Origin of the sequence: Flavobacterium anhuiense, from assembly GCF_050990855.1 — a bacterium.
Classification (GTDB): Bacteria; Bacteroidota; Bacteroidia; order Flavobacteriales; family Flavobacteriaceae; genus Flavobacterium; species Flavobacterium anhuiense_C.
The window spans coordinates 4,332,398-4,352,829 of record NZ_CP158861.1; the positions used below are offsets into that span (position 1 = coordinate 4,332,398).

10 protein-coding genes are annotated in these 20,432 nt (G+C 36.5%); all 10 read right to left on the reverse strand.

Annotated elements, in window-relative coordinates; genetic code table 11:
- Positions 1-59: 59 nt before the first annotated feature.
- The 10 genes from ABTV69_RS18960 to ABTV69_RS19005 all read right to left on the reverse strand — a co-directional run bounded on the left by ABTV69_RS18960 (position 60) and on the right by ABTV69_RS19005 (position 20,216).
- Complete coding sequence (locus ABTV69_RS18960; protein WP_433831559.1) at positions 60-1,205, reverse strand: sialidase family protein; 1,146 nt, start codon at positions 1,203-1,205, stop codon at positions 60-62.
- A 143-nt stretch (positions 1,206-1,348) separates the two neighbouring features.
- Entirely contained in the window at positions 1,349-4,099 is a 2,751-nt protein-coding gene (locus ABTV69_RS18965; protein ID WP_433831561.1) for a glycoside hydrolase family 78 protein, read from the reverse strand.
- 346 nt (positions 4,100-4,445) lie between these two features.
- The gene (locus ABTV69_RS18970; RefSeq protein ID WP_433831563.1) at positions 4,446-6,014 is read right to left on the reverse strand and encodes an MGH1-like glycoside hydrolase domain-containing protein; all 1,569 of its coding nucleotides are present in this window, start codon (positions 6,012-6,014) and stop codon (positions 4,446-4,448) included.
- Between the two features lie 374 nt (positions 6,015-6,388).
- A complete protein-coding gene (locus ABTV69_RS18975; protein ID WP_433831565.1) occupies positions 6,389-8,839 on the reverse strand; it encodes a glycoside hydrolase family 95 protein in 2,451 nt (816 codons plus the stop codon).
- Positions 8,840-9,118: 279 nt separating this feature from the next.
- A complete protein-coding gene (locus ABTV69_RS18980; protein WP_433831567.1) occupies positions 9,119-10,537 on the reverse strand; it encodes an acetylxylan esterase in 1,419 nt (472 codons plus the stop codon).
- Positions 10,538-10,755: 218 nt separating this feature from the next.
- Entirely contained in the window at positions 10,756-13,536 is a 2,781-nt protein-coding gene (locus ABTV69_RS18985) for a glycoside hydrolase family 78 protein (protein WP_433831569.1), read from the reverse strand.
- Between the two features lie 184 nt (positions 13,537-13,720).
- Complete coding sequence (locus tag ABTV69_RS18990; protein ID WP_433831571.1) at positions 13,721-15,586, reverse strand: six-hairpin glycosidase; 1,866 nt, start codon at positions 15,584-15,586, stop codon at positions 13,721-13,723.
- A gap of 174 nt (positions 15,587-15,760) precedes the next feature.
- Positions 15,761-16,678 carry a glycoside hydrolase family 43 protein gene (locus ABTV69_RS18995; RefSeq protein ID WP_433831573.1) on the reverse strand — a complete coding sequence of 306 codons (918 nt, stop codon included), beginning with the start codon at positions 16,676-16,678 and terminating at the stop codon, positions 15,761-15,763.
- A gap of 269 nt (positions 16,679-16,947) precedes the next feature.
- Positions 16,948-18,519 (reverse strand): glycoside hydrolase family 28 protein, encoded by a 1,572-nt coding sequence (locus ABTV69_RS19000; RefSeq protein ID WP_433831575.1) that lies wholly within the window; start codon positions 18,517-18,519, stop codon positions 16,948-16,950.
- A gap of 290 nt (positions 18,520-18,809) precedes the next feature.
- Positions 18,810-20,216 (reverse strand): glycoside hydrolase family 140 protein, encoded by a 1,407-nt coding sequence (locus ABTV69_RS19005; protein ID WP_433831577.1) that lies wholly within the window; start codon positions 20,214-20,216, stop codon positions 18,810-18,812.
- Positions 20,217-20,432 lie beyond the last annotated feature (216 nt).

The following is a 20,432-nucleotide window of genomic DNA, read 5'->3' on the forward strand; positions in this document are numbered from 1 at the left end:
TGGAGATTAATGAGAATAAAAATCATTTTTAATCCTTTTAATCTGTGGCTTATATTTTTTTACTCTTCTTCAGCTTTTACAGCCGTAACTACTTTTCCTTCTTCACCTGGCCAAACACCATTTTTGATAGGAAGCGCTACTAACTTACTCGGATCAACTTTTACATATTTCAGTTTTTCTCTCCTCCAAGTGTACACGATATGCACCATTCCGTCTGAGCTTTGAATCATGGAAGGATAAGAATATTGACTGATTTTTGAATCTTCTAAAACCAAAGCCGCATTCCAGTGAATTCCGTCTTTAGAAACCGAAACATTTAAAGGCGTTCTTGGTCCTTTTGCTTCTTTTCCTGGAGGAAGAACGTGATTGTAAACCAATAAATGTCTTCCATCTTTAAGTGTTACAGCATCTGTGCCAGAGTTGTTATTTGGAAGTCCGATTAACTCAATATCCGACCAAGTTTTTCCGTTATCTTTTGAGAAAGTGCTAAAAATTGCTCTGTTTCGAGTTCTTCCGATTGCCTGAATACTTCCATCTTTATGGAATAAAATACTAGGCTGAATCGCATTGATTTTTTGTTTTCCTCTTGGAAGCGTATCACCCATCACCCAAGTTTTTCCAAAATCTGGGGTAGATTCCATACGAAGTCTCCAGCCATCGCCTTCAATACTTGACGGACATAATAAAGTTCCGTTACTCAATAAAACAGGTTTATTTTTGATTGGCCCTAAGAAACCATCTGGCATTTTTTTCGCTTCAGACCAGGTTTTCCCGCCATCAGATGAAGTTCTGATTACGCCCCACCATTCCGATGGTTTAGGTCCAATTTTGTAGAAAAGCATTAAATCGCCACCCGGAATTTGATATAAAACAGGATTCCAAGTCGGTAATCTTGGCCCTTCTTTCATCACACCGTCAGCCACTTTTACGCCCTCATTCCAAGTATCACTTCCTTTTGGTTTAATGGCAACGTAAATACAAACGTCTGGATTTCTTTCATGAGTTCCTCCAAACCAAGAAGCAACTAAATCACCATTTGTAGCTTCGACAATTGTAATCGCGTGGCAAGACGGATAAGGCGCTTTATCGTAAACAAATTGATCTACAAGAATTCCTTCTTTCCAAGTCTTTTTTTCTAAAGCCGACTTACAACTTCCTAAAAGGAAAAGTCCAAACAAGACAAATGCTAATTTTGTTATCTTCATTCTTAATTATATTATGAATTATTTTTTTCGACTATAAATATATACCTAACATTTTTTTAGGTAAAAATATTTATTAAGTGTAAAAATAACACTAAAAAATTAACAATGTATCCTGTACTGTCCCGAAAAACTAAAAATGCAGCTTATTTAACGTTTATCGCATAATTTCCTGACGAAAGTGTAACGATAACTTGATTTTTATCTGTAGAATGTGCGTAAGAAGTCTTATCTAGCCTTTGTTTATTGATTGAAACAGCCGAAATATCACTCGCTGGTAAATACACCACAGCAGAAGTATTTGCAGGTACGGTAATATTCCAAACTAAAGCCTTTTTGTCTTTTTTCCAATCACTTTTAATTGTTCCATAAACTGATTCGTAAGAAGCATTTACGTAGGTCAATCCAGCATTGAAATCGGGTTTCATGATAATTTGTTTAAAACCTGGAGTTTCAGGATTGCTCTTGATTCCCGCCATGTTTTCATAATACCAAATCAATAAATCACCTAAAAGCATGACGTGGTTTTGCGAATTCATCGCTGGATCTGCCGTGTTTCCGTTCCAAAGTTCCCAGATTGTTGTGGCACCGTTTTCAACCATATAACCCCAACTTGGATAGGTTTTGTTTGATGCTAATTTGAAAGCCAAATCACCACGACCGAAATTAGTAAGTGTTCGCATTAAAAACTGTGTTCCGATAACTCCTGTACTTACATGTCCGTTTTTAGTCACTTCAACTTCATGCACTAAATTTTCAAATATTTTGGTTTGAAGCCCGTCTGGAACCATTCCGAAAGTTAAAGGCAATAAATTGGCTGTAACTGTATTATTTGCGTAACTGTTTTTGTCTTTATTGAAATATTTAGCATTGAAAGCTTTTTTAATTCTTAAAGCCAAATCATCATAATGCTGAATATCATTTTTTGCATTTGCAATAACAGCAAATTTCTTCATGATACTCAAAAGCTGATAATAAAACGCGCTCGAAATCAATTCGCCATCGGTTAAACGAGCTGGATCTTTTGAACGAATTAATTCTAAAGATTCTGGCGGAACACACCAATCTCCATATTTATCTTTGGTCATTAAATCACCAACCAGATAATTTTCTTCCATATAATCCATCCATTTTTTCATGTATGGATATTGTTTTTCTACAACTTTTGCGTCGCCAAACTGTTGATACAACATATCGGCAACTGTGATATAAGTTCCTGGCCAAGTTACATTGTCGCCATAATAACGCCAAAAAGCAGGTGCAACATCAGGAAGTCCGCCGTCTATAGTTTGCGAATTTTTAATATCGTCTAACCATTTTGCGTATAAAGTATTATTATCGAATAAGAAACTTTCGCCATAAGCCCCCGTTGTTCTATCTCCCAACCAAGGCTGACGCTCGTTTCTCTGCGGACAATCAATCGGCATTCCTTTGTAATTCCCGCTGATTCCCCACCATGCATTCTTAAAAATCTGATTCATGGTTGGGTTCGATGAATCGAAAGTTCCTATCGTCTGAATGTCATCATAAACGACTTTCCCAACAAAATTTTCTAATGTTGGCTTTGTGGTAAATCCTGAAATTTCAACAAATCTAAATCCGTGGAAAATAAAACGAGGTTCCCAAACTTCTTCTCCTTCGCCTTTTAAAGTATAAATATCTGTAGTTTTTGCATCGCGCAAATTGGCAATATACAACGAACCGTCTGGCTCAAGCGATTCAGCAAATTTCATTGTGATTTTATCGCCTTTATTTCCTTTGACTTTCAATTGCAACCAACCCACCATATTTTGTCCCATATCTAAGATATAAGTTCCTTTTGGCGTTTGTTTTATAGAAATCGGTTTTACTTCGCGCTTCACTTTCATATTAGCCGACATCTGTCCTTCGTAAAATCCGCCTGGTTCTTGAACATATTCAGCAGAAAGCCATTTTTTGTCATCAAAATTAACGGTGTTCCAACCTTTCATTTCTTTGCGAGCATCGTATTCTTCTCCGTCGTATTCGTTGTTGGATAAAATTGGTCCGTCAGTCGTGATTTTCCAAGTATCATCGGTTCTGATGACATCTTTGCTTCCATCGGCATATTCAACAAATAATTGCAAAGCCATTTTCGGATAACCAAAAGTTTTGATTTTGTACGGTTTGTAATCCTGACGCATGGTGAAAAAACGTCCATTTCCTAAAATCGTTCCTAACATGTTTTTGCCTTCTTGCAGCTGCGAAGTCACATCAAAAACATTGTATTTTACATTCTTCGTATAATCGGTCGGAACTGGCGCTAAAACCTGATCTCCGATTTTATTGCCGTTAATGTAAAGTTCATATAATCCCATTCCGATAATATAAACCTTGGCATTTTTGACTTTCTTTTTCAGGTTGATTTCTTTTCGAAGATAACGCGCTGACAATCTCGAATACTGCGAAATACTATCTCCAGGAGAAGCTTTTTCATAACCAATCCATCGCGTAGATTTCCAATCGGCATAAGTCAAAATTCCGATGCTGAAATGTGCATTTTCTTTCGTTTGAATTTCTCCTTTATTGGTAAAAACAGTTACTTTCCAAAAAACATCTTGACGGTCTTTTAGCTTTTTTCCGTTGTAGATCACATTTACAGAAGCGTCGCTTTGCACTTTTCCGCTATCCCATAAATCGCCATTTCCGGCATTTAATTTTTCTAAACTTGAGGAAGCAATAATTTGATAAGCCGTTTGTTTTACATCGTTTACGGCTGCTTTTATTTTCCAGCTCAATCTTGGCTGTAAAACGTCTATTCCTTCTGGATTGGTCAGCATTTCGCATTTTAAATCACTTACAACAATTTTGTTTTGGGCTTTCGCCGAAATTGTGAAAAGTGAAATGATTAAGGTAAGATGTAAAAAAAACTTTTTCATGGTATTATTTTTAAGCTTTTTGAGGCTTTATACTTTTGTTCTCTCGCAGATTTTGCAGATTGAGCAGATTTTCTTTTCTGCCACTGATTTCATAGATTATAAAGATTTTTCATCTGCTTGATCTGCCAAATCTGCGAGAGTAAATTTTATGCTCATTTTTTGTCATTTCGACAAAGGAGACCCGAGCGATAGCGAACAGGCGAAGCAAATCTCCGTAAGTAACTCCGCAATAGTGTTCCAATCTTTGTCGAGCTTCTCGCGGAGATTTCTCCTTCGTCGAAATGACAAAAATGAGCGAAAAACGCAGCGTAAAATCCATTTAATCTGTGAAATCTGTGGCGAATATTTACTCCGAAATCACTCGCTCTAATTTCTCAGAAAAAGCAATTTCTTTTCCGTTTTTGAAAACTCTAAAACCTTTTCCTTTTTTATATTTCTCTCCCGTTTTATCCCAAAGAATGGTAATAATATCGCCGTGATACAAAACATTATCCAGACAAAACCAATCCCATTTTTCTTGCGGAATCAACGGATTCACTTCAATTTTTTCATCAGCTCTCGGACGCAAACCAACCAAACCAGTGATCATTAAATCGTTGAAAGTCGAGTGATTGTAATAACGGCTTCTTTCTCTGTCGCCCATCAGCCAATAACCTGTCGTTTCGTCCAAATATTCGCCAAGATAAGGTTTTCCTCTGTAATACTGCGATTGCACGTACAATTCCATTTGTTTGAAATAATCTGGTTTTGCAACGAAATCCTGATTGTAATTATTTAAAACGTTAGCCATAGCCGTTAAAGTCTGCGAACTTGCAAAAGGCCAAATGGCACCGTCCCACTCACAAGTTCCTGTTCCGTGAGTTCTAAAACGCGGACTTCTTCTTTCAGCTGTTGTTAAACCAAACGGAGCCGAAAATCCTTTCTCATCTTTCACCTGTTCCCAAGCTTTTTCAAAACCTTTTCCTTTTTCAGGAAGATTAAAATACCATGGAATAAATCCGATTGCTTCGCGCACTAGTGCTAGCGTATCTTTTTGTGTCAAAGTTTCAAAAAATTCATTTTTTGGATTCCACAATTTCGTTTCCACTAATTGTTGTAAGGCATCTGCTTTAACTTTGAATTTTGCTTCCACTTCTTTATCGCCTTTCATGGCAGCCATTTTAGAAATCGCTATAGCATTCCCAAACATATAACTGTTAATCGTTGGTCTTGCATTTTGTACTTTTCTCCCACCGCTTAAAGACTCTTCCATTCCGTCTTTCACATCATGCTGCCAAAACAAACCATCTTTGCGCTGACGGTCTTTCTCCCAAACGGCATAATCGGTAACCATGTCTGGATACAAATCCAGTAAGAATTTTTCATCTTTATTCACCAAATATCGATTGTACAAAGCATAAGCTGTCCAACTGCTGAATTTATACAATTTGTTCATCGGTTTTCCGTCATTTCCTCGATACCAAAGCTTCACATCCTGCTCAATGTATTTCGGATCGTGAACCCATCTGAATTCATTAATATGATGTCCCAAAGCACAACTGATCATATTGTATTTATCAGCATACGAACGGTCTACCAAAAACTCTGTAATCGCAAATCCTTGTGGCGTATTTTTGATGTGTTTACGAACGCTCCACCATCTGAAATAATAGATTTCCTCAAAGTTTTGCTGCGGACATTCAAACAACGGAATATTCTTTTCCATCCAAGACCAAGCACTGTCATTCGGAATGGCAAATTTTAAGTTTTCATCTTCCATCGTGTTGAAATAATCAACATAATGTTTGAAATCTTTTTCTTTTAAAATAGCCGATTTTCCCAATTGCGAAGATCCTGCACCAGATTTGCAACTGCTGTTTAAACACGCAATTATGATGGAAAGAGCTATTATTTTGTATTTAAAATCTCGTAACATTTTTAATTCTATTAATTTAATATTTTGGGCGTGTTCGCCGCGGCGAATCGTGCTGTCCGTTCCCGCTTCCCGATGAAAAATCAGGAGAGCTCCACTTCCATCACTCACGCAAAAGAAATTTTCGTTTTTTTAACACCTCTATTTCTCCTGCAAGGTTTTCAAAACCTTGTAGGTATTTTATTGAGCTCTTTTGGCTAAAGCCTTTTACTGCATAATTCCTAAACCTCCAGCTAAAGCTGGAGGCAATTCATTTTTTTTTCACAATCCTCTCGTTATAAAGCTAGAATTGCTATTTCATACCTACAAGGTTTTGAAAACCTTGCAGAACAGACCTAACTTTATATTTTCTTATATTACTTATATGGTTCAAAAAATTAATTCCCAGTAAAAGTATATGTCTGCCCTGCTTTCATATTCACATCGTAAATATTATAATTTGGCAGTTTTACTTTTTCTAGTTTTGCTTCACTTGAAATAATCGGTTTCTTCACTTCAACATCATAAAACAAAGGATTTCTGTTTTTACCTTTTGCTTTTTTGATTGAAGATCCACTCAAAGTATTTTCTACTTTTAAACGGCAATTTCCTCCAATTTTTGAGTAGATTTTTAAAGTCGAAACTTTATTATTTTTCCAAGTCATATCGATTACAAAACCGCCTCTTGCTACTAAACCTTTTATGCTTCCGTCTTTCCAAACCATCGGTAAAGCAGGCAATAACTGAATTGCATCTTCCTGACTTTGCATCAGCATTTCGGCAAAACCGGCTGTACATCCAAAATTTCCATCAATTTGAAAAGGCTGATGCGCATCTAACATATTCGGATATGTTCCTCCTCCTTTTCTTTGGTCAGCCGTTACCAAATGCAATTGATCCTGAATCAATTTATAAGCGTGATTTCCGTCTAATAATCTTGCCCATAAATTCACTTTCCACCCCATTGACCATCCTGTCGATTCATCGGTTCTGTAAATTAAAGATTGTTTAGCTGCTTGAAATAATTCTGGTGTTTTGATTGGCGAAATCTGATTACTAGGATATAATCCATACAAATGCGAAACGTGTCTGTGATTGTCTTTCGGATTATCCCAATCATCCTGCCATTCTTGCAACTGATTGTGTTTTCCAATTTTCATTGGAGGCATTTTTGCCAAAGCATCGCTTACTTTTTTTGTATAAGCAGCATCTGGTGAAACCAATGCAGAAGCTTCCATAACATGCGTAAACAAATCAAAAATCAGCTGATTGTCCATTGTCGTTCCTGATGCAATTGTTGCTTTTCCTGTTCCGCCAGCGTGTGTATTTTCTGGAGAACTTGAAGGCACAACAACCAAATATCCCGTATTTGGATCCACAATCATAAAATCCAAAAAGAAATCAGCAGCGCCTTTCATGATCGGATAAATTTCTGCTAAATATTTTTTATCTCCTGTATACAAGTATCGTTCCCATAAATCCTGACAAACCCAAGCGCCACCCGTCGGCCACATTCCTGAAGCTGCTGAATCAACTGGAGCGGTTACACGCCAGATATCAGTATTATGATGTAAAACCCATCCGCTGGCATTGTACATCGTTCTAGCCGTTTCTGCACCCGTTACACTTAATTCTTTTGCCATTTGAACAAAAGGTTCGTGCATTTCCTGCAGATTCGTTACCTGCGCTGGCCAGTAATTCATTTCGGCATTGATGTTTGTCGTGTATTTACTGTCCCAAGGCGGTGTAACCATATCGTTCCAAATTCCTTGCAAATTCGCTGGCTGTCCGCCCGGCTGTGAACTTGAAATTAAAAGATAACGACCAAACTGAAAATATAAAGCAGCCAATTGTGGATCGAATTGTTTCGAGAAATCTCTAATTCTTTCGTTTGTTGGTTTCTTAATCAAATCATTCGAACCTAAATCTAAAGAGACCCTGTTGAAGAATTTTTGGTAATAATCAACGTGTGCTTTCTTAATCGTCTCAAAATCTTTTACTTCAGCTTTCGCTAAATAATCTTTACTTTTTGCAATTTCATCACCAGAAATATCTTGGTAGTTTTTAAAATTAGTTGCAATCGAAATGTATAAAACAACTTCATCGGCTTTGTTGATGCTTAAAACGCCGTTGCTAGCCTCAATTTCTCCGCCTTTGTTTTTAGCCGTAAGTCTTCCTTGGAACTTTACTTTTCCTTTTACACCTTCAAAATTAGTCCCTACTCCAGAAAGAATTATTTGGTTTCCTTCTGTAGAAGCCACTGTTTTATCGATCGGACTGTTCATGAAAACATTACACGTAATCTGACCCGGTTTGCTCGCAGAAAGCTTAACCATAATCACCTGATCTGAAAATGCGGTTAGAATTTCTCTTGTAAATTCAACGCCATTTACTTTGTATTTTACTTTCGCCGTAGCATTGCTGATATCTAAATCTCTATAATAATCCGTATATTTTTGATGTCCATTGAATGAAATATAAACACTTCCAAAAGTCTGATACGGCATTCCATCATTGGTTTGCGACATGATATCTTTCGTAGCTAAATCTTGCGCTTCGTCAAATTTTCCGTCAAAAATAAGCTGTCTTACTTTTGGCAAAGCTTCGATTGATTTTGTATGCGCATTACTGTTTGGAGATCCTGCCCAAATCGTTTCTTCGTTCAATTGCAAACGTTCCACTGCTGGATCGCCAAAAACCATGGCACCCAAACGTCCGTTGCCTAATGGTAAAGCTTCGTTCCAGATTGCAGCTGGTTTATCATACCATAATTTTAAGTCGTTTTGTGCTGTTGCAGTCAACGAAAAAATTCCAAAACAGATTGCTGTGATTTTAAATTTTAACTTCATAAATATGATTTTTTTCGCCACGAATTACACTAATTCGCGCTAATTTCTTTTTTATTTTCAGCCACTCCCGATAGCTATCGGGATAAAGGATTTCCACTGATTAAAATCTGCTGAATCTGCTAAATCTGCGGAAAAAATTTTTACTCTCGCAGATTTAGCAGATCAGGCAGATAAAAAAAATCCTTTTTAATCTTTTTAATCTGTGGCAAACAAATAAATCGTGCCAATTCGTGTAATTGCTTCGCCTATTCGCTATCGCTCGGGTCGTGGCAACTAACTTTATTTCTTAACCTCGTAAACCTTCAGATTTTTTTCTCCGAACATTTCATATAATTTATTGATGTCTTTTAGAGCATTTTTCGGCAATTTTTCTCCTTTATCTCCAAAAACAAATAACTTTTCTTTTGGTTCAATTACACAAGTTGATTCGTCGATTTCACCTTTTTCATTCTTTACTTTATTCAAATCTAAATTTAAATATTTCGCCATAAAGGGATACAAAGCCATACGTTTCGAAATTCCGAAATCATGTCCTTCTTTTGCAAAATGAGCGTTTTCAACTAAATCTTTTTTGCCGTATAATTCATAAGTTCTTTGAATGAACGGAAACTCCAATTCTGGAACTGCTAATGTCCAATCTTTTCCATCTGAAACAATTAATTGCGGTTTTGGAGCCATCATGGCTGAGATTTCGGCATTGTTTGTTCCATTCCCGCACAAGTGGATTCCGCGTCCGCTTTCGCATGGGCATCCGCCTGAAAAGTGAGACGAAACCATTACCACTGGAGCAGAAACTTTTACTCTGTCATCAATAGCAGCTAAAAACATCGTATGCGAACCTCCACCAGAACCTCCTGTAACGCCAACTCTTGTCATGTCAGCATTTTTTACAGTAGCTAAATAATCCAAGAAACGAATTCCTGTCAATACCTGAACTGTCGATGCAATGCTATTTCTGTGCGTTTCTTCAGGAAATTGCAATAGCGATTCTCCCCAAGCAAATAAGTCATAACCCACAACAATTGCTCCCATTTTGGCCATCATGGCACATCTGTACTGCTCATCTTTTCTATATCTACCGTCTCCGAAATGTCCGTCGGGAGTTAGAATAACAGCAGCTTTTTTATTTAGCGGATACGGTTTATAAATCGAACCCGTCGCGTAGACCCCTGGTAAAATTTCCAAAGCTATATTTTCAACACTATAATCTTTGTAAATTCTCTTTGGAGTTAAAAGTGGCTTAGATTTCGGTGTAGGGGGCGCCTTATCCAAACCAAATGATTGAATCATACAAGCTTTTAACTCCATTTTACGTTTTTCCCATTCTTCTTTAGTCGAATAAAGACTTTCTAAGTAAAACAAGCGTTCTTTTCCTTTATCGACAGAAACTTTATGGTTTTCATACTTACGAATGATGTAGGTTCCATCCGGTTGTTTGAAATACATTAATTCGAATGGAGCCAAAATATTGGTCAACGAAAGCGGCAGATTTCCTGGTTCAATTCTCCAATCGGCATAGTCCAGTTCTTTTCCTTTTAATAAACCTCTGTCATCGTTGATTGTTACTTTAAAAAGCGTTTCAATTTTCTTTAAAGTTTCTGATACTGGTTTTCTAAAATTAGTATCAGAAGTGCTTTGTGCATTAGCAAATGTCAAAGCGAAAATGGAAACTAAGATGATGTATTTTAAATTTTTCATTATTAAATGTTTTTTGAATTGCCTCCAGTTTTAACTGGAGGAAAACAAATTGATTTTCAAAAATTGGCTTTAGCCAAACTTATTCATTTGGCTGAAGCCTTCTGACTTGCTTTATTTTGAAACCTCCAGTTAAAACTGGAGGCAATTAATTTTTATTTTTTCTGAGCCTAACTACAATTCATAACTCATAACTCATAACTTATAACTCATAATTCCAATTACAACTTACATTCTATCGTATAGATTCCAGATCCTAATTCTAAAGTCGGTTTTTGCTCTTTTTCATTAAAACCTGCTCTAACCTTTTTATCATCAATTTTGATTTCTGAATTCTTCGAAACAGGCAGTTTGATTGTCGCTGTTGTATTCACAGGAATTTGAACATTCAAAATAAACTTGCCGTCTTTTTTCTCCCAAGAAGAAGCAATTTTTCCATAAACCGATTGATAATCCGCTTTCGCGAAAGTCATATCGCCAACCACTTCCGGTTGAATGAAGAAATGTTTGAATCCCGGTTTTTCAGGATCAGACATAATTCCGGCTAAACTTTGGTAAAACCATTCTTCAATTTGTCCCAACATAAAGTGATTCCATGAATTTCCTTTTCTCGGATCCCATTGTTCGGTTAAAGTGGTCAAGCCAAATTTAATCTGAAAACCATAACCCGGAGCATCATAATGATTGTGCATTCTGTACATGGTTTCGTTTTCGCCGTTTCTTGCCAGAGTTTGAAATAAATAACGATTTCCAACATCTCCCGTTGTCAAACGATCTCCTTTTTCCTTGATATCAGCCAATAAATTTTGCATTACTGCTTCTTTGTACTGAGGCTCTACAATATTCATAAAAACCGGAACCGAGTTACTAAACTGACTATTTGTTCCGTATTGTTTGGTTTCTGGATTGAAAAATGCTGCGTTGAAAGCTGTTTTTATTTCAGAAGCCAATTTTTCGTATTTTTCAAAATCTTCGGTTTTGCCTAATAACTTAGCCGCTTTAGCTGTCAAATAAGCTCCGTAATAATAATGAGAAGTCGCCGAAAGCGCAATCGGACTATTTTTTGAATATCCAGCAGCATGAGTTCCGTAATCGTACCAATCGCCTAATCCGTGAGAAACGATATGGTTCGTAGATTTTGTTTCTAAGTAATCGACGTACTTTTTCATGATTGGGAAATATTTCTCTAATAATGAAGCATCTCCGTAATATTCATAATACATCCAAGGCAGAATTACGCCCGTAACGCCCCATTCTGGAGAATCGGTAAAATCGCCTCCGAAAATCACGTATTCTGGAACAATTGTCGGAATTAAACCGTTGTCTCTTTGTGAATCAGAAATATTCTGCATTGTTGCCGGAAGGAAAGTCTGCAAATTATAATTGAACATTAAACCAGGGCCGTTCAACTGAATTTCTTCTAACCAGCCTAATTTTTCACGTTGCGGACAATCGGTGAAAACGCTTTGGAAATTACTTTTTATTGAGTTATTAATCAGCTCATGTGTCTTATTGAAAATCTCATTTGAACACGCAAAACTTCCCGCTTCTCCAGCCGAATTGTAAATGAAATTCGATTTTAAATCTACTAAAGTTGGAAGTTCCTTATTCTTCGCATCTTTATAATTAATGTTTTCAATTTGAACATATTGATAACCGTAGAAACTGAATTTTGGTGTCCATTCTTCTACTCCATCGCCTTTCAAGGTGTAATCGTAATAATATGGTTTTCCTGATCTTCCTTGCGCGATTGTGCCTTCTTCATTTAATCCTTCCGCAACCCAAACACGAATTGATTGTCCTCTTTTTCCTTTTACTTTGATGGTTGGAAATCCAGAAAGATTCTGTCCCATATCAAAAACATAAAAGTTCGGTTTCAACTCTTTGACCGTTTTAACTTCATATTGTTTTTGGATTGTAACTGGCGGTGCTGTCTGAGGTCTTAAAACTCCTTTTGGCGCTTCTTGAATCACTACTTTTTTCCAATCTCTATCTTTAAAACCTTTTTTGTTCCAGTCTTTTTGTTCTAAGTTGGCATTAAAATCTTCTCCTCCAAAAATACTGTTGTATGTAATCGGACTTTTACTGTATTTCCAACTTCCGTCTGATTTTACAATTTCTTCTGAACCATCATTGTATTTGATTTTCATTTTGAAGAATAAAGTCGGCGGGCCAAAACTTACAAAGAACTTCGTATATCTTTCAGCCAACGTATTGTACATTCCGTTTCCTAACAAAACGCCAATAACATTATCGCCTTTTTGAAAATCTTTTGCGCTTAATTCGTAAACATTGTAATTAACCGTTTTATCATAATCAGTCCACAAAGGTGCAAATTGACTATTCCCTACTTTTTTTCCGTTGATTGTCAGCTCGTAATGTCCTAAACCTGAAATGTAAACAACAGCTTCTTTGACTACTTTTTCCACTTCGAAAGGTTTACGAAGCATGATACTTCTTCGTGCCAACGAATCGGAAGCATTGATAAAAGAGTTCTTTTTTTCTCTGTTGAAAGTCGCTGTATGATAGGTTCTTCCTTCAGGTAAATGACTGTCCGCTTTTGTAATTGCACCAATCCAAGTTGGATTTAAATCTGATTCCAACGGAGCAGTTCTGAAAGTTGCATTTCTACTCCATTTTGAAACTTTTCCAGCTTGATTCCAAACTTTCACTTTCCAGAAATATTTGGTTTCGTTTTTTAACGGTTTTCCGTTGTAAACAATATGCAGATTTTTATCAGTATTAACTCTTCCGCTGTTCCAAATATCGCCGTCATCCATTTTTAGTTTTTCTTCAGAAGAAGCTACTAAAATCAAATAAGCGACTTGTGATGCATCTGATTCTTTTGAAACTAATTGCCAGCTTAATTTTGGTTGATTCTCTACAACTGCTAATGGATTTTCAGCCATTTCTGTTGTTAAACGTACAGGCAGAATTTGTCCATTTGAAATGAAAAAGAAAAAAACAAAAATGAAGGATAATATAGATTTTGAAATATTCACTTTATAAATTTTTAATTGAACCATTAAGATATTAAGAGAATTAAGCTCACTAGCTGTAAACTTTGTCTTAAGTTCATTAAGCATTCAGTTACGTTGATTTTTCGTTCTCAAAACTTTATGCTCTCAAGATAAGTCTAATTAAACATACAGCTTAATTTTCTTAATCTCTTAATGGTAAAAATCATTATAATTTTTTAGTTACCAAAGACTCGATATTGAATACTGCTTCTGGAATTTGTTTTCCGGTTTGAGGCAAGTCGTCGTAATCGTCTGTATCAGGCGCTGTGTCTGGATTTGGATTATATCTTTGTTCTCCTGTGCGGAACATGATTCGCTCAAAACCATCTGTTGGCGCATAAAAAATCTTTGTTGATTCTTTTGCGTCGTTTACTTTTATAGTGTATTGACGGTTTTTAGCATCTAATTTAACTGTGATTTTATACGCTTTGTTTGCTTCGTATTTTGTAACCGAACTCAAACGAGCGCCGTTTTTCACTTTTAATTCTCCATCCGAATCAAAAATTAGTCGTACTGAAGGCAAACCTTGTTTATTTTGGAATTCAATCTGCAATAAGCCATGATTATTTTGTTCTGGCATTACGGTGAAAACAGCTTCCATTTTTGATGCAAAAGGAATAACTCTTTCCGCTCGAGAATAATCAAAATAATCCTGATCTCTTAAAGTCAGCCATTTTTTGCCGTCAGCTTTCTTTTCAATTTTTGTGGATGCCCACGAAAGATCGTAAGTATTCCACATTTTCAATTCTTCTCCGTTTGGTAGATTATTGAAAACATCATTAACCTGTTCTGTCACAACAGAAGTTACTGGAACCGGAATCGAAGCTACCCAAATATCTTCTTTATTTACGCTGTAACCTACCCAAATTTTTCCGTCTGGCGGAGTTCCATCGCCTTCTGTGATGCCGCGTACGTATTGAGGACCAGCAGATTTGTAGTTTCCACCATAACGCATCGGACTCACTTCTCCGTGAACTAACAATAAATCTTTATAATTCAATCCGTCATCACTTGTAGAAATTGCCAAAGGCCAACGATATTCTGACGGATTATAAAGCGTAGCATAACGATTATCCGACGTTTTTTGTCCCCAGATTTTAGCATTGCTGTTTACAAAACCTGGCGCACGCAATGGCATGTAATCCCAAGATTTTCCTCCGTCTCTACTGATCGAAGTCAAAGCGTGTTTCCATAAACCCACTACATTTCCGTTTGCTAAATGATAATAACTAAAAGCTTTATACGGTTTCTGTAACGGAATCAATTCGTCATCGCGATCTGCTTCTTCTACCCATTGCTGTAACATCAACGGATTAGATAAAATTTCTTCACAGGCTTTTTTGAATCCTTTGTCTTTTGACGTTGTATAAAATGGGAATTTTGATTTCGATTTGTCCCAAGTTTTATTATATCTGATGAAATAGATTTCGCCAAAACTTCCGTCTTTTTTGATTTCGCGAATCACACGACCAATTCCTTTTCCGTCGTTTGGATCGTCTTTTTCATCCATTGCGATTCCGTAATACGCCAAAGCAAAAAGTCGTTTGTCTTTAGACGTATAAAAGCCCATTCTTTGATGCATAATCGCATCCAAATCTTTGGCAACGCCTTCAACGCCTTCTTTTTTCCATCCATCAGGAATTCTATAAATTGGAAAAATAACCCGAGGTTTTGTCCAAGTTACTCCGTCTTTAGAACTCATAATTAAAGTCTGACTTGGCGGAATATGTTCTCCCGAAGGATCGCTTAAATAATGAAGATAAAAGGTATTATTCCAATACGCCATCATCGGCTGGTGATTGTACGTCCATCCAAAACCATCAGCTTTTTCTGGATGCTCACGGCTTGCACGCATGATTTGTGTCGCGTGAACTCCAACTGCCGGACTTAACATTCCGTGATGGTAATCGATGTTTGAAAGTGTTTTACCAACATAACGAACGGTGTCGTTTTGAGCATTTACAGCCGATCCAACCAAAAGAATTGTAGCTGTAGTGATTATGTTGGTTTTTATGTTTTGGAAAGTAATCATTGGTATTTTATTTTTTTGCCACAGATTAAAAAGATTAAAAAGATTTTTTTTCTGCTTGATCTGCAAAATCTGCGGAAAAAAAATTACTCTCGCAGATTTTGCAGATTTATTTTGTAATTAAATCCTAAATAAGTGAAAAATCATTTTAATCTGTGTAATCTGTGGCTTTATCTTTTATTTCTTTTCAATTAATCCTTTTAAAACTTCGCTTGAAATTGTTGTAATCGTTCCGTGTTTGTGACCTTCTGGAAGACTTATTTTAGATGAAACATCTTCAAAATGAACAAAATCTGAAGTGCTTAAAGCTTTATAATTTTTTGAACCGTAATTGTCATAATACAACAGCCAGTTTTTACCCACTTTCACCACTGTTGGACCTTCTGATAAATATTCGGTTAAAGGTTCAGAGCTTTTCTCAAACGGCCCTAAAGGCGATTTTCCGAAAGCTACTTTTATGTTTCGCATTGGCCTTGTGTTGTCTTTTAAAACCAAAACATAATCTTTCTTTCCTTTCTTGACAATCACACAATCGATTACGCTGAAACCTGGGTCGTAATATAATTTTGTATCCGAAAAAGTTTTGAAATCTTTAGTCGTTACATAATACATTCTGTGGTTGTTTTTCTCTTCTTCCACGCCTTTTGGAAATCTAAACGGAATTGTTGATGCCCAAATAATAATGTATTCCTTTTTTACATCATCGTAAAAAATCTCCGGCGCCCAAACATTTACTACCTCAGGCTCGTTTTTCATTACGGGTATATATTGTTGTTCTGACCAATGCATCAAGTCTTTTGAACTTGCGTAACCGAAACCATTTCCGCCTTTCCAATCGGTTGTCCAAACCATGTGGTACGTTCCGTCAGCTCCTTTTGTGATTGAAGGGTCGCGCATGATTTTACTGGCTCCGATTTCTGGTTTTAAGAATGATCCTTCTAGTCCTTTCCAGTTGTAACCGTCTTCGCTGTATGCCAAATATAAACCTTCTGTTGCGGGCTCTCTAAAAGATGTGAAAAGATAGAGTTCTTTCTTTTTCTGCGCGTAAGATATCGCAAAAAGTGAAAAGGTTAATAGGATGAATATTTTTTTCATGTTTTTTTCTGTTCTCCTGCAAGGTTTTCAAAACCTTGTAGGTTTGTTATGTTTAATCCAAAAGCCTACTAATTACAAAAAAGCCAAATCTTTCTCTTTAGCCCCGATCGCAGTGGAAATCCTTTTGTGACGTCCCGATAGCTATCGGGAGGCACAAAAGATTGCAACGAAGAGCGGGACGATGTTTCCAAAAATGCCTATTGTTTCTGCTTCTAAATATAATTATTAAAATACCTACAAGGTTTTGGAAACCTTGCAGGAACGTGGAATTATTCTGTAATCGCTTTTTTATCTAAAGAAGCTCCTTTTTTAATTTTCGTTGTCACGTTGTTTAAAACATTGTTTTTCAAGAAAATATTTTTCGTTTCTTTTCCATCTGCTTCGATAAAAATATCGGTTGGATTAAATGGAAAATTATTATTAATCAACACATTAGAAACATTATCTAATTTGATAACTGGAACACCTTTAATTGGTGTTGAAGATCCAACATTATCTAAAATCACATTTTTTGAATCTGAAATTTTGAATGAAGAACCCACTGTTGCATTTACTTTTACATCATGAAATTCAACATCTGTTGCTGTGCTTACAGTAAAACCTTCTTTTCCGTCCATATTGATGTTTGAAAAAGTGATATTTTGAATTGGCATTTCTGTAATTCCTAAAATCTGCCCTGCTTTATTCACATTTGAAGCCGTAATATTACTCATGTGAATGTTTCTGAAAATTGGCGTTTTTTCTGTAACAGGTTCTACCGTAGTGCCTTTATCGTAAAAAAGACTTAATACAATCGCTTCTTCTTTGATGTTTTTCATCACGATATTATCAACGCGAATATCTTCTACAACTCCACCTCTTCCTCTAGCCGATTTGATACGAATTCCTCTATCTGTTCCATCAAAAACACAGTTTGAAATCGTGATTTTTTTGATTCCGCCCGACATTTCGCTTCCGATAACCACTCCGCCGTGACCGCTTAACATCGTACAATTTGTGATGGTTACATTTTCTGTTGCTTTTCCGTATTTACGTCCATCGCCATCTCTTCCTGATTTGATGGTAATACAGTCATCTCCAACGCTGATATGGCAGTTTGAAATATGAACATTCGTGCAAGAAGAAGGATTGATCCCGTCTGTGTTTGGCGAATGCGGATTGAAAATCGAAATTCCTGTAACCGTTACATTATCGCAGAATTCTGGGTTAATGGTCCAGAAAGGCGAATTTTTGAATGTAACGCCTTCGATCATAATATTTTTACAATTATACGCCTGAAAGAAAGATGGTCTGAAGAATTTTTTGTCGACCGTTCTTTTGTAATAAGGTTCTGTATAAAGGCCTTTATTTTGCTCTTCCCACATGGTTTGGTATTTTGTTGGAGGCAAAGGTTCTTTAGCTGATTCGATTCTGTACACTTCATTCCACCATGCTTTTCCTTGTCCGTCGATTACGCCTCGGCCTGTAATCGTGATGTTTTCTACATCTTTTGCGTAAAATAAAGGCTGGAAACTTTTCATTACAATTCCTTCGTAACGCATTTCTACATAAGGAAGAAAATCATCGAAGTTTTCCGAGAACTTTAAAAGCGCTCCTGAATCTAAATGAATGGTGATGTTACTTCTTAATGTTAAAGCTCCCGTTAGGTATTCTCCCGCAGGGAAATAAATCGTTCCTCCGCCATTTTTAGATGCTTTTTCGATCGCATTCTGAATGGCTTGAGTGCATTTTTGGCCTTTGTTGTTTCCGCCTTCGTTTAAGATGTTGTACCAGCCATCGTGTGCGAATGCTGTTAAACTGGTGATGAAACAGAGTATGAATAGTATATTTTTGATTTTCATGGTTGTGTTGTTTTTATTTACTCTCGCAGATTGTGCAGATTAAAAGGATTTTTTTTATCTGCTTGATCTGCAAAATCTGCGAGAGGATCATATTCTCATTTTTTGTCATTTCGACGAAGGAGACTCGAGCGATAGCGAACAGGCGAAGCAAATCTCCGCAAGAAACTCAACAAAGATTGTCGATTCACTTTATGGAGCTACTTGTGGAGATCCCTCGTTCCTCGGGATGACAAGATTGATGACAATCCTCAAAGTCTTTTGACTAATTACTTTTTACTTTTCACTAATTACTACTTTGACTTCAAAATCAAAACCCAGTCATTACCATCTTCTTTTTTGCCTTCTGGTTGAAAATTTTGAGTGCCTTCTTTGTTATCAAATATTCCGATTTTGGTTTTCTTACCGTTTCTTGGATTGTACCAAGTCGCTTCGAATTTATCACCGGCAATTTTTCCAAGTTTTGCTTCAATTATTCTCCCGTTGTACGTGTAAAGCAAAGCATATTTTTCTCCTCTTATCGCTGGAATATAATCGTATTTTTCTCCTTGATTAACCACTAATGAAACATCTGGAGTTCCTTCTAAGAACGGAAATTCTTCCATTAATTTCTTGATATAAACCATTTGCTTTGCTCCAGGCGCATTAATCGCTGATGTCCATAATTCTTTATTTCCATAAGCTGGTTTGTCGCCTTTTCTGAACATCTGCATTACGGCGTTGTGTCCGTATGTGTAACCTGCTGCTCCTGATAAAACTGACCAATATCCGTAACGACGTACATCGCTTGCGGTCCATTTTGGCTGTAAAGTGTCGTGCAAACCGTGTGGAATTCCTTCGTATGAAGGTTCTCCATCAAGCGTAGGTTTTGTTGGTTTTAATTCGAAATCTCTTAAAACAAATTTGTAATTGTCTTCTTTGAAATTCGTTTTGATAGAATCCTGATCGTATCTTCTGTGTCCTGATTGGAACATATTGAAATCCAACCATTTTTCGTTGTGGAAGTTCTCTGAAGAATCGGTTCTTCCAAACGGGTGAAAAGTCACTAACTGATTTGGATTGCTGGTTTTTAAAGTATTCCCGATAGCCTTCCAGATATCCTGAAATTCATTTCCGTGTGTGTCTCCACCGTTTAACCAAATTACGTTGGTTCTGCTTTTATATCTATTTGCCAAGAACTGAGCGTATTCTGTTGCTTGCTCTTTGCTTACTTTATTTCCTTTTGAAACGTTTGTTCCCCAAACTGGAACCATCGCAACGTATATTCCGTTTTTCTGAGCCACGTCTAAAGTGTAATCTACGTGATCCCAGTAATCGTATTGTTTTGGATCTTTGAAATCATTTCCAGCCGTAATCAACGGTTTAGAAACGTCTTCGTTGATTAAAGCCGAAGACCCATAAACATTAACGGCATTGATGTTATGCAAAACCATTACCTGAACAACATTGAATCCTTTTTCTTTTCTATCTTTAAAGTATTTCTCAATTCCTGCTCTATCTAATTTTCCGAATGCCAGCCAGCCTGTGTCGCCAAGCCAGAAAAATGGTTTTTCGTTTTCGGTAACAAAATAATGCTGATTTTTAGATACTTTGATTTCAGGCAGTGATGCTTTTGTTTTAGCAGATTGCGAAAATCCGCTTTGTGCTGCAAACATAAAGCTTATACTAAAAGCGTATAAAGATTTTATTTTCAGATTCATTATAATTTATTTTGAATTGTGTTTCTATTTTTTTTTGACACGAATTTCACTAATTTCTCGAATTTTTATTCTGCTTGTGTCTTTTGTTTCAAGCAGATTCGGCAGATTTAATTTTAAATTAAATTCGTGCTAATTGGTGTAATTCGTGGCGAACATATATTTTTTTAGCCACAGATTTCACTGATTTAATGGATTTTCCAAGCTATGTCTTAAGAT

What these genes read in the sequence shown, in the direction of transcription:
- ABTV69_RS18975 (WP_433831565.1), bottom strand. Translation starts at nt 8,839, where the DNA reads ATGAAGTTAAAATTTAAAATCACAGCAATCTGTTTTGGAATTTTTTCG.
- ABTV69_RS18960 (WP_433831559.1), bottom strand. Translation starts at nt 1,205, where the DNA reads ATGAAGATAACAAAATTAGCATTTGTCTTGTTTGGACTTTTCCTTTTA.
- ABTV69_RS18980 (WP_433831567.1), bottom strand. Translation starts at nt 10,537, where the DNA reads ATGAAAAATTTAAAATACATCATCTTAGTTTCCATTTTCGCTTTGACA.
- ABTV69_RS18995 (WP_433831573.1), bottom strand. Translation starts at nt 16,678, where the DNA reads ATGAAAAAAATATTCATCCTATTAACCTTTTCACTTTTTGCGATATCT.
- ABTV69_RS19000 (WP_433831575.1), bottom strand. Translation starts at nt 18,519, where the DNA reads ATGAAAATCAAAAATATACTATTCATACTCTGTTTCATCACCAGTTTA.
- ABTV69_RS18990 (WP_433831571.1), bottom strand. Translation starts at nt 15,586, where the DNA reads ATGATTACTTTCCAAAACATAAAAACCAACATAATCACTACAGCTACA.
- ABTV69_RS18970 (WP_433831563.1), bottom strand. Translation starts at nt 6,014, where the DNA reads ATGTTACGAGATTTTAAATACAAAATAATAGCTCTTTCCATCATAATT.
- ABTV69_RS19005 (WP_433831577.1), bottom strand. Translation starts at nt 20,216, where the DNA reads ATGAATCTGAAAATAAAATCTTTATACGCTTTTAGTATAAGCTTTATG.
- ABTV69_RS18965 (WP_433831561.1), bottom strand. Translation starts at nt 4,099, where the DNA reads ATGAAAAAGTTTTTTTTACATCTTACCTTAATCATTTCACTTTTCACA.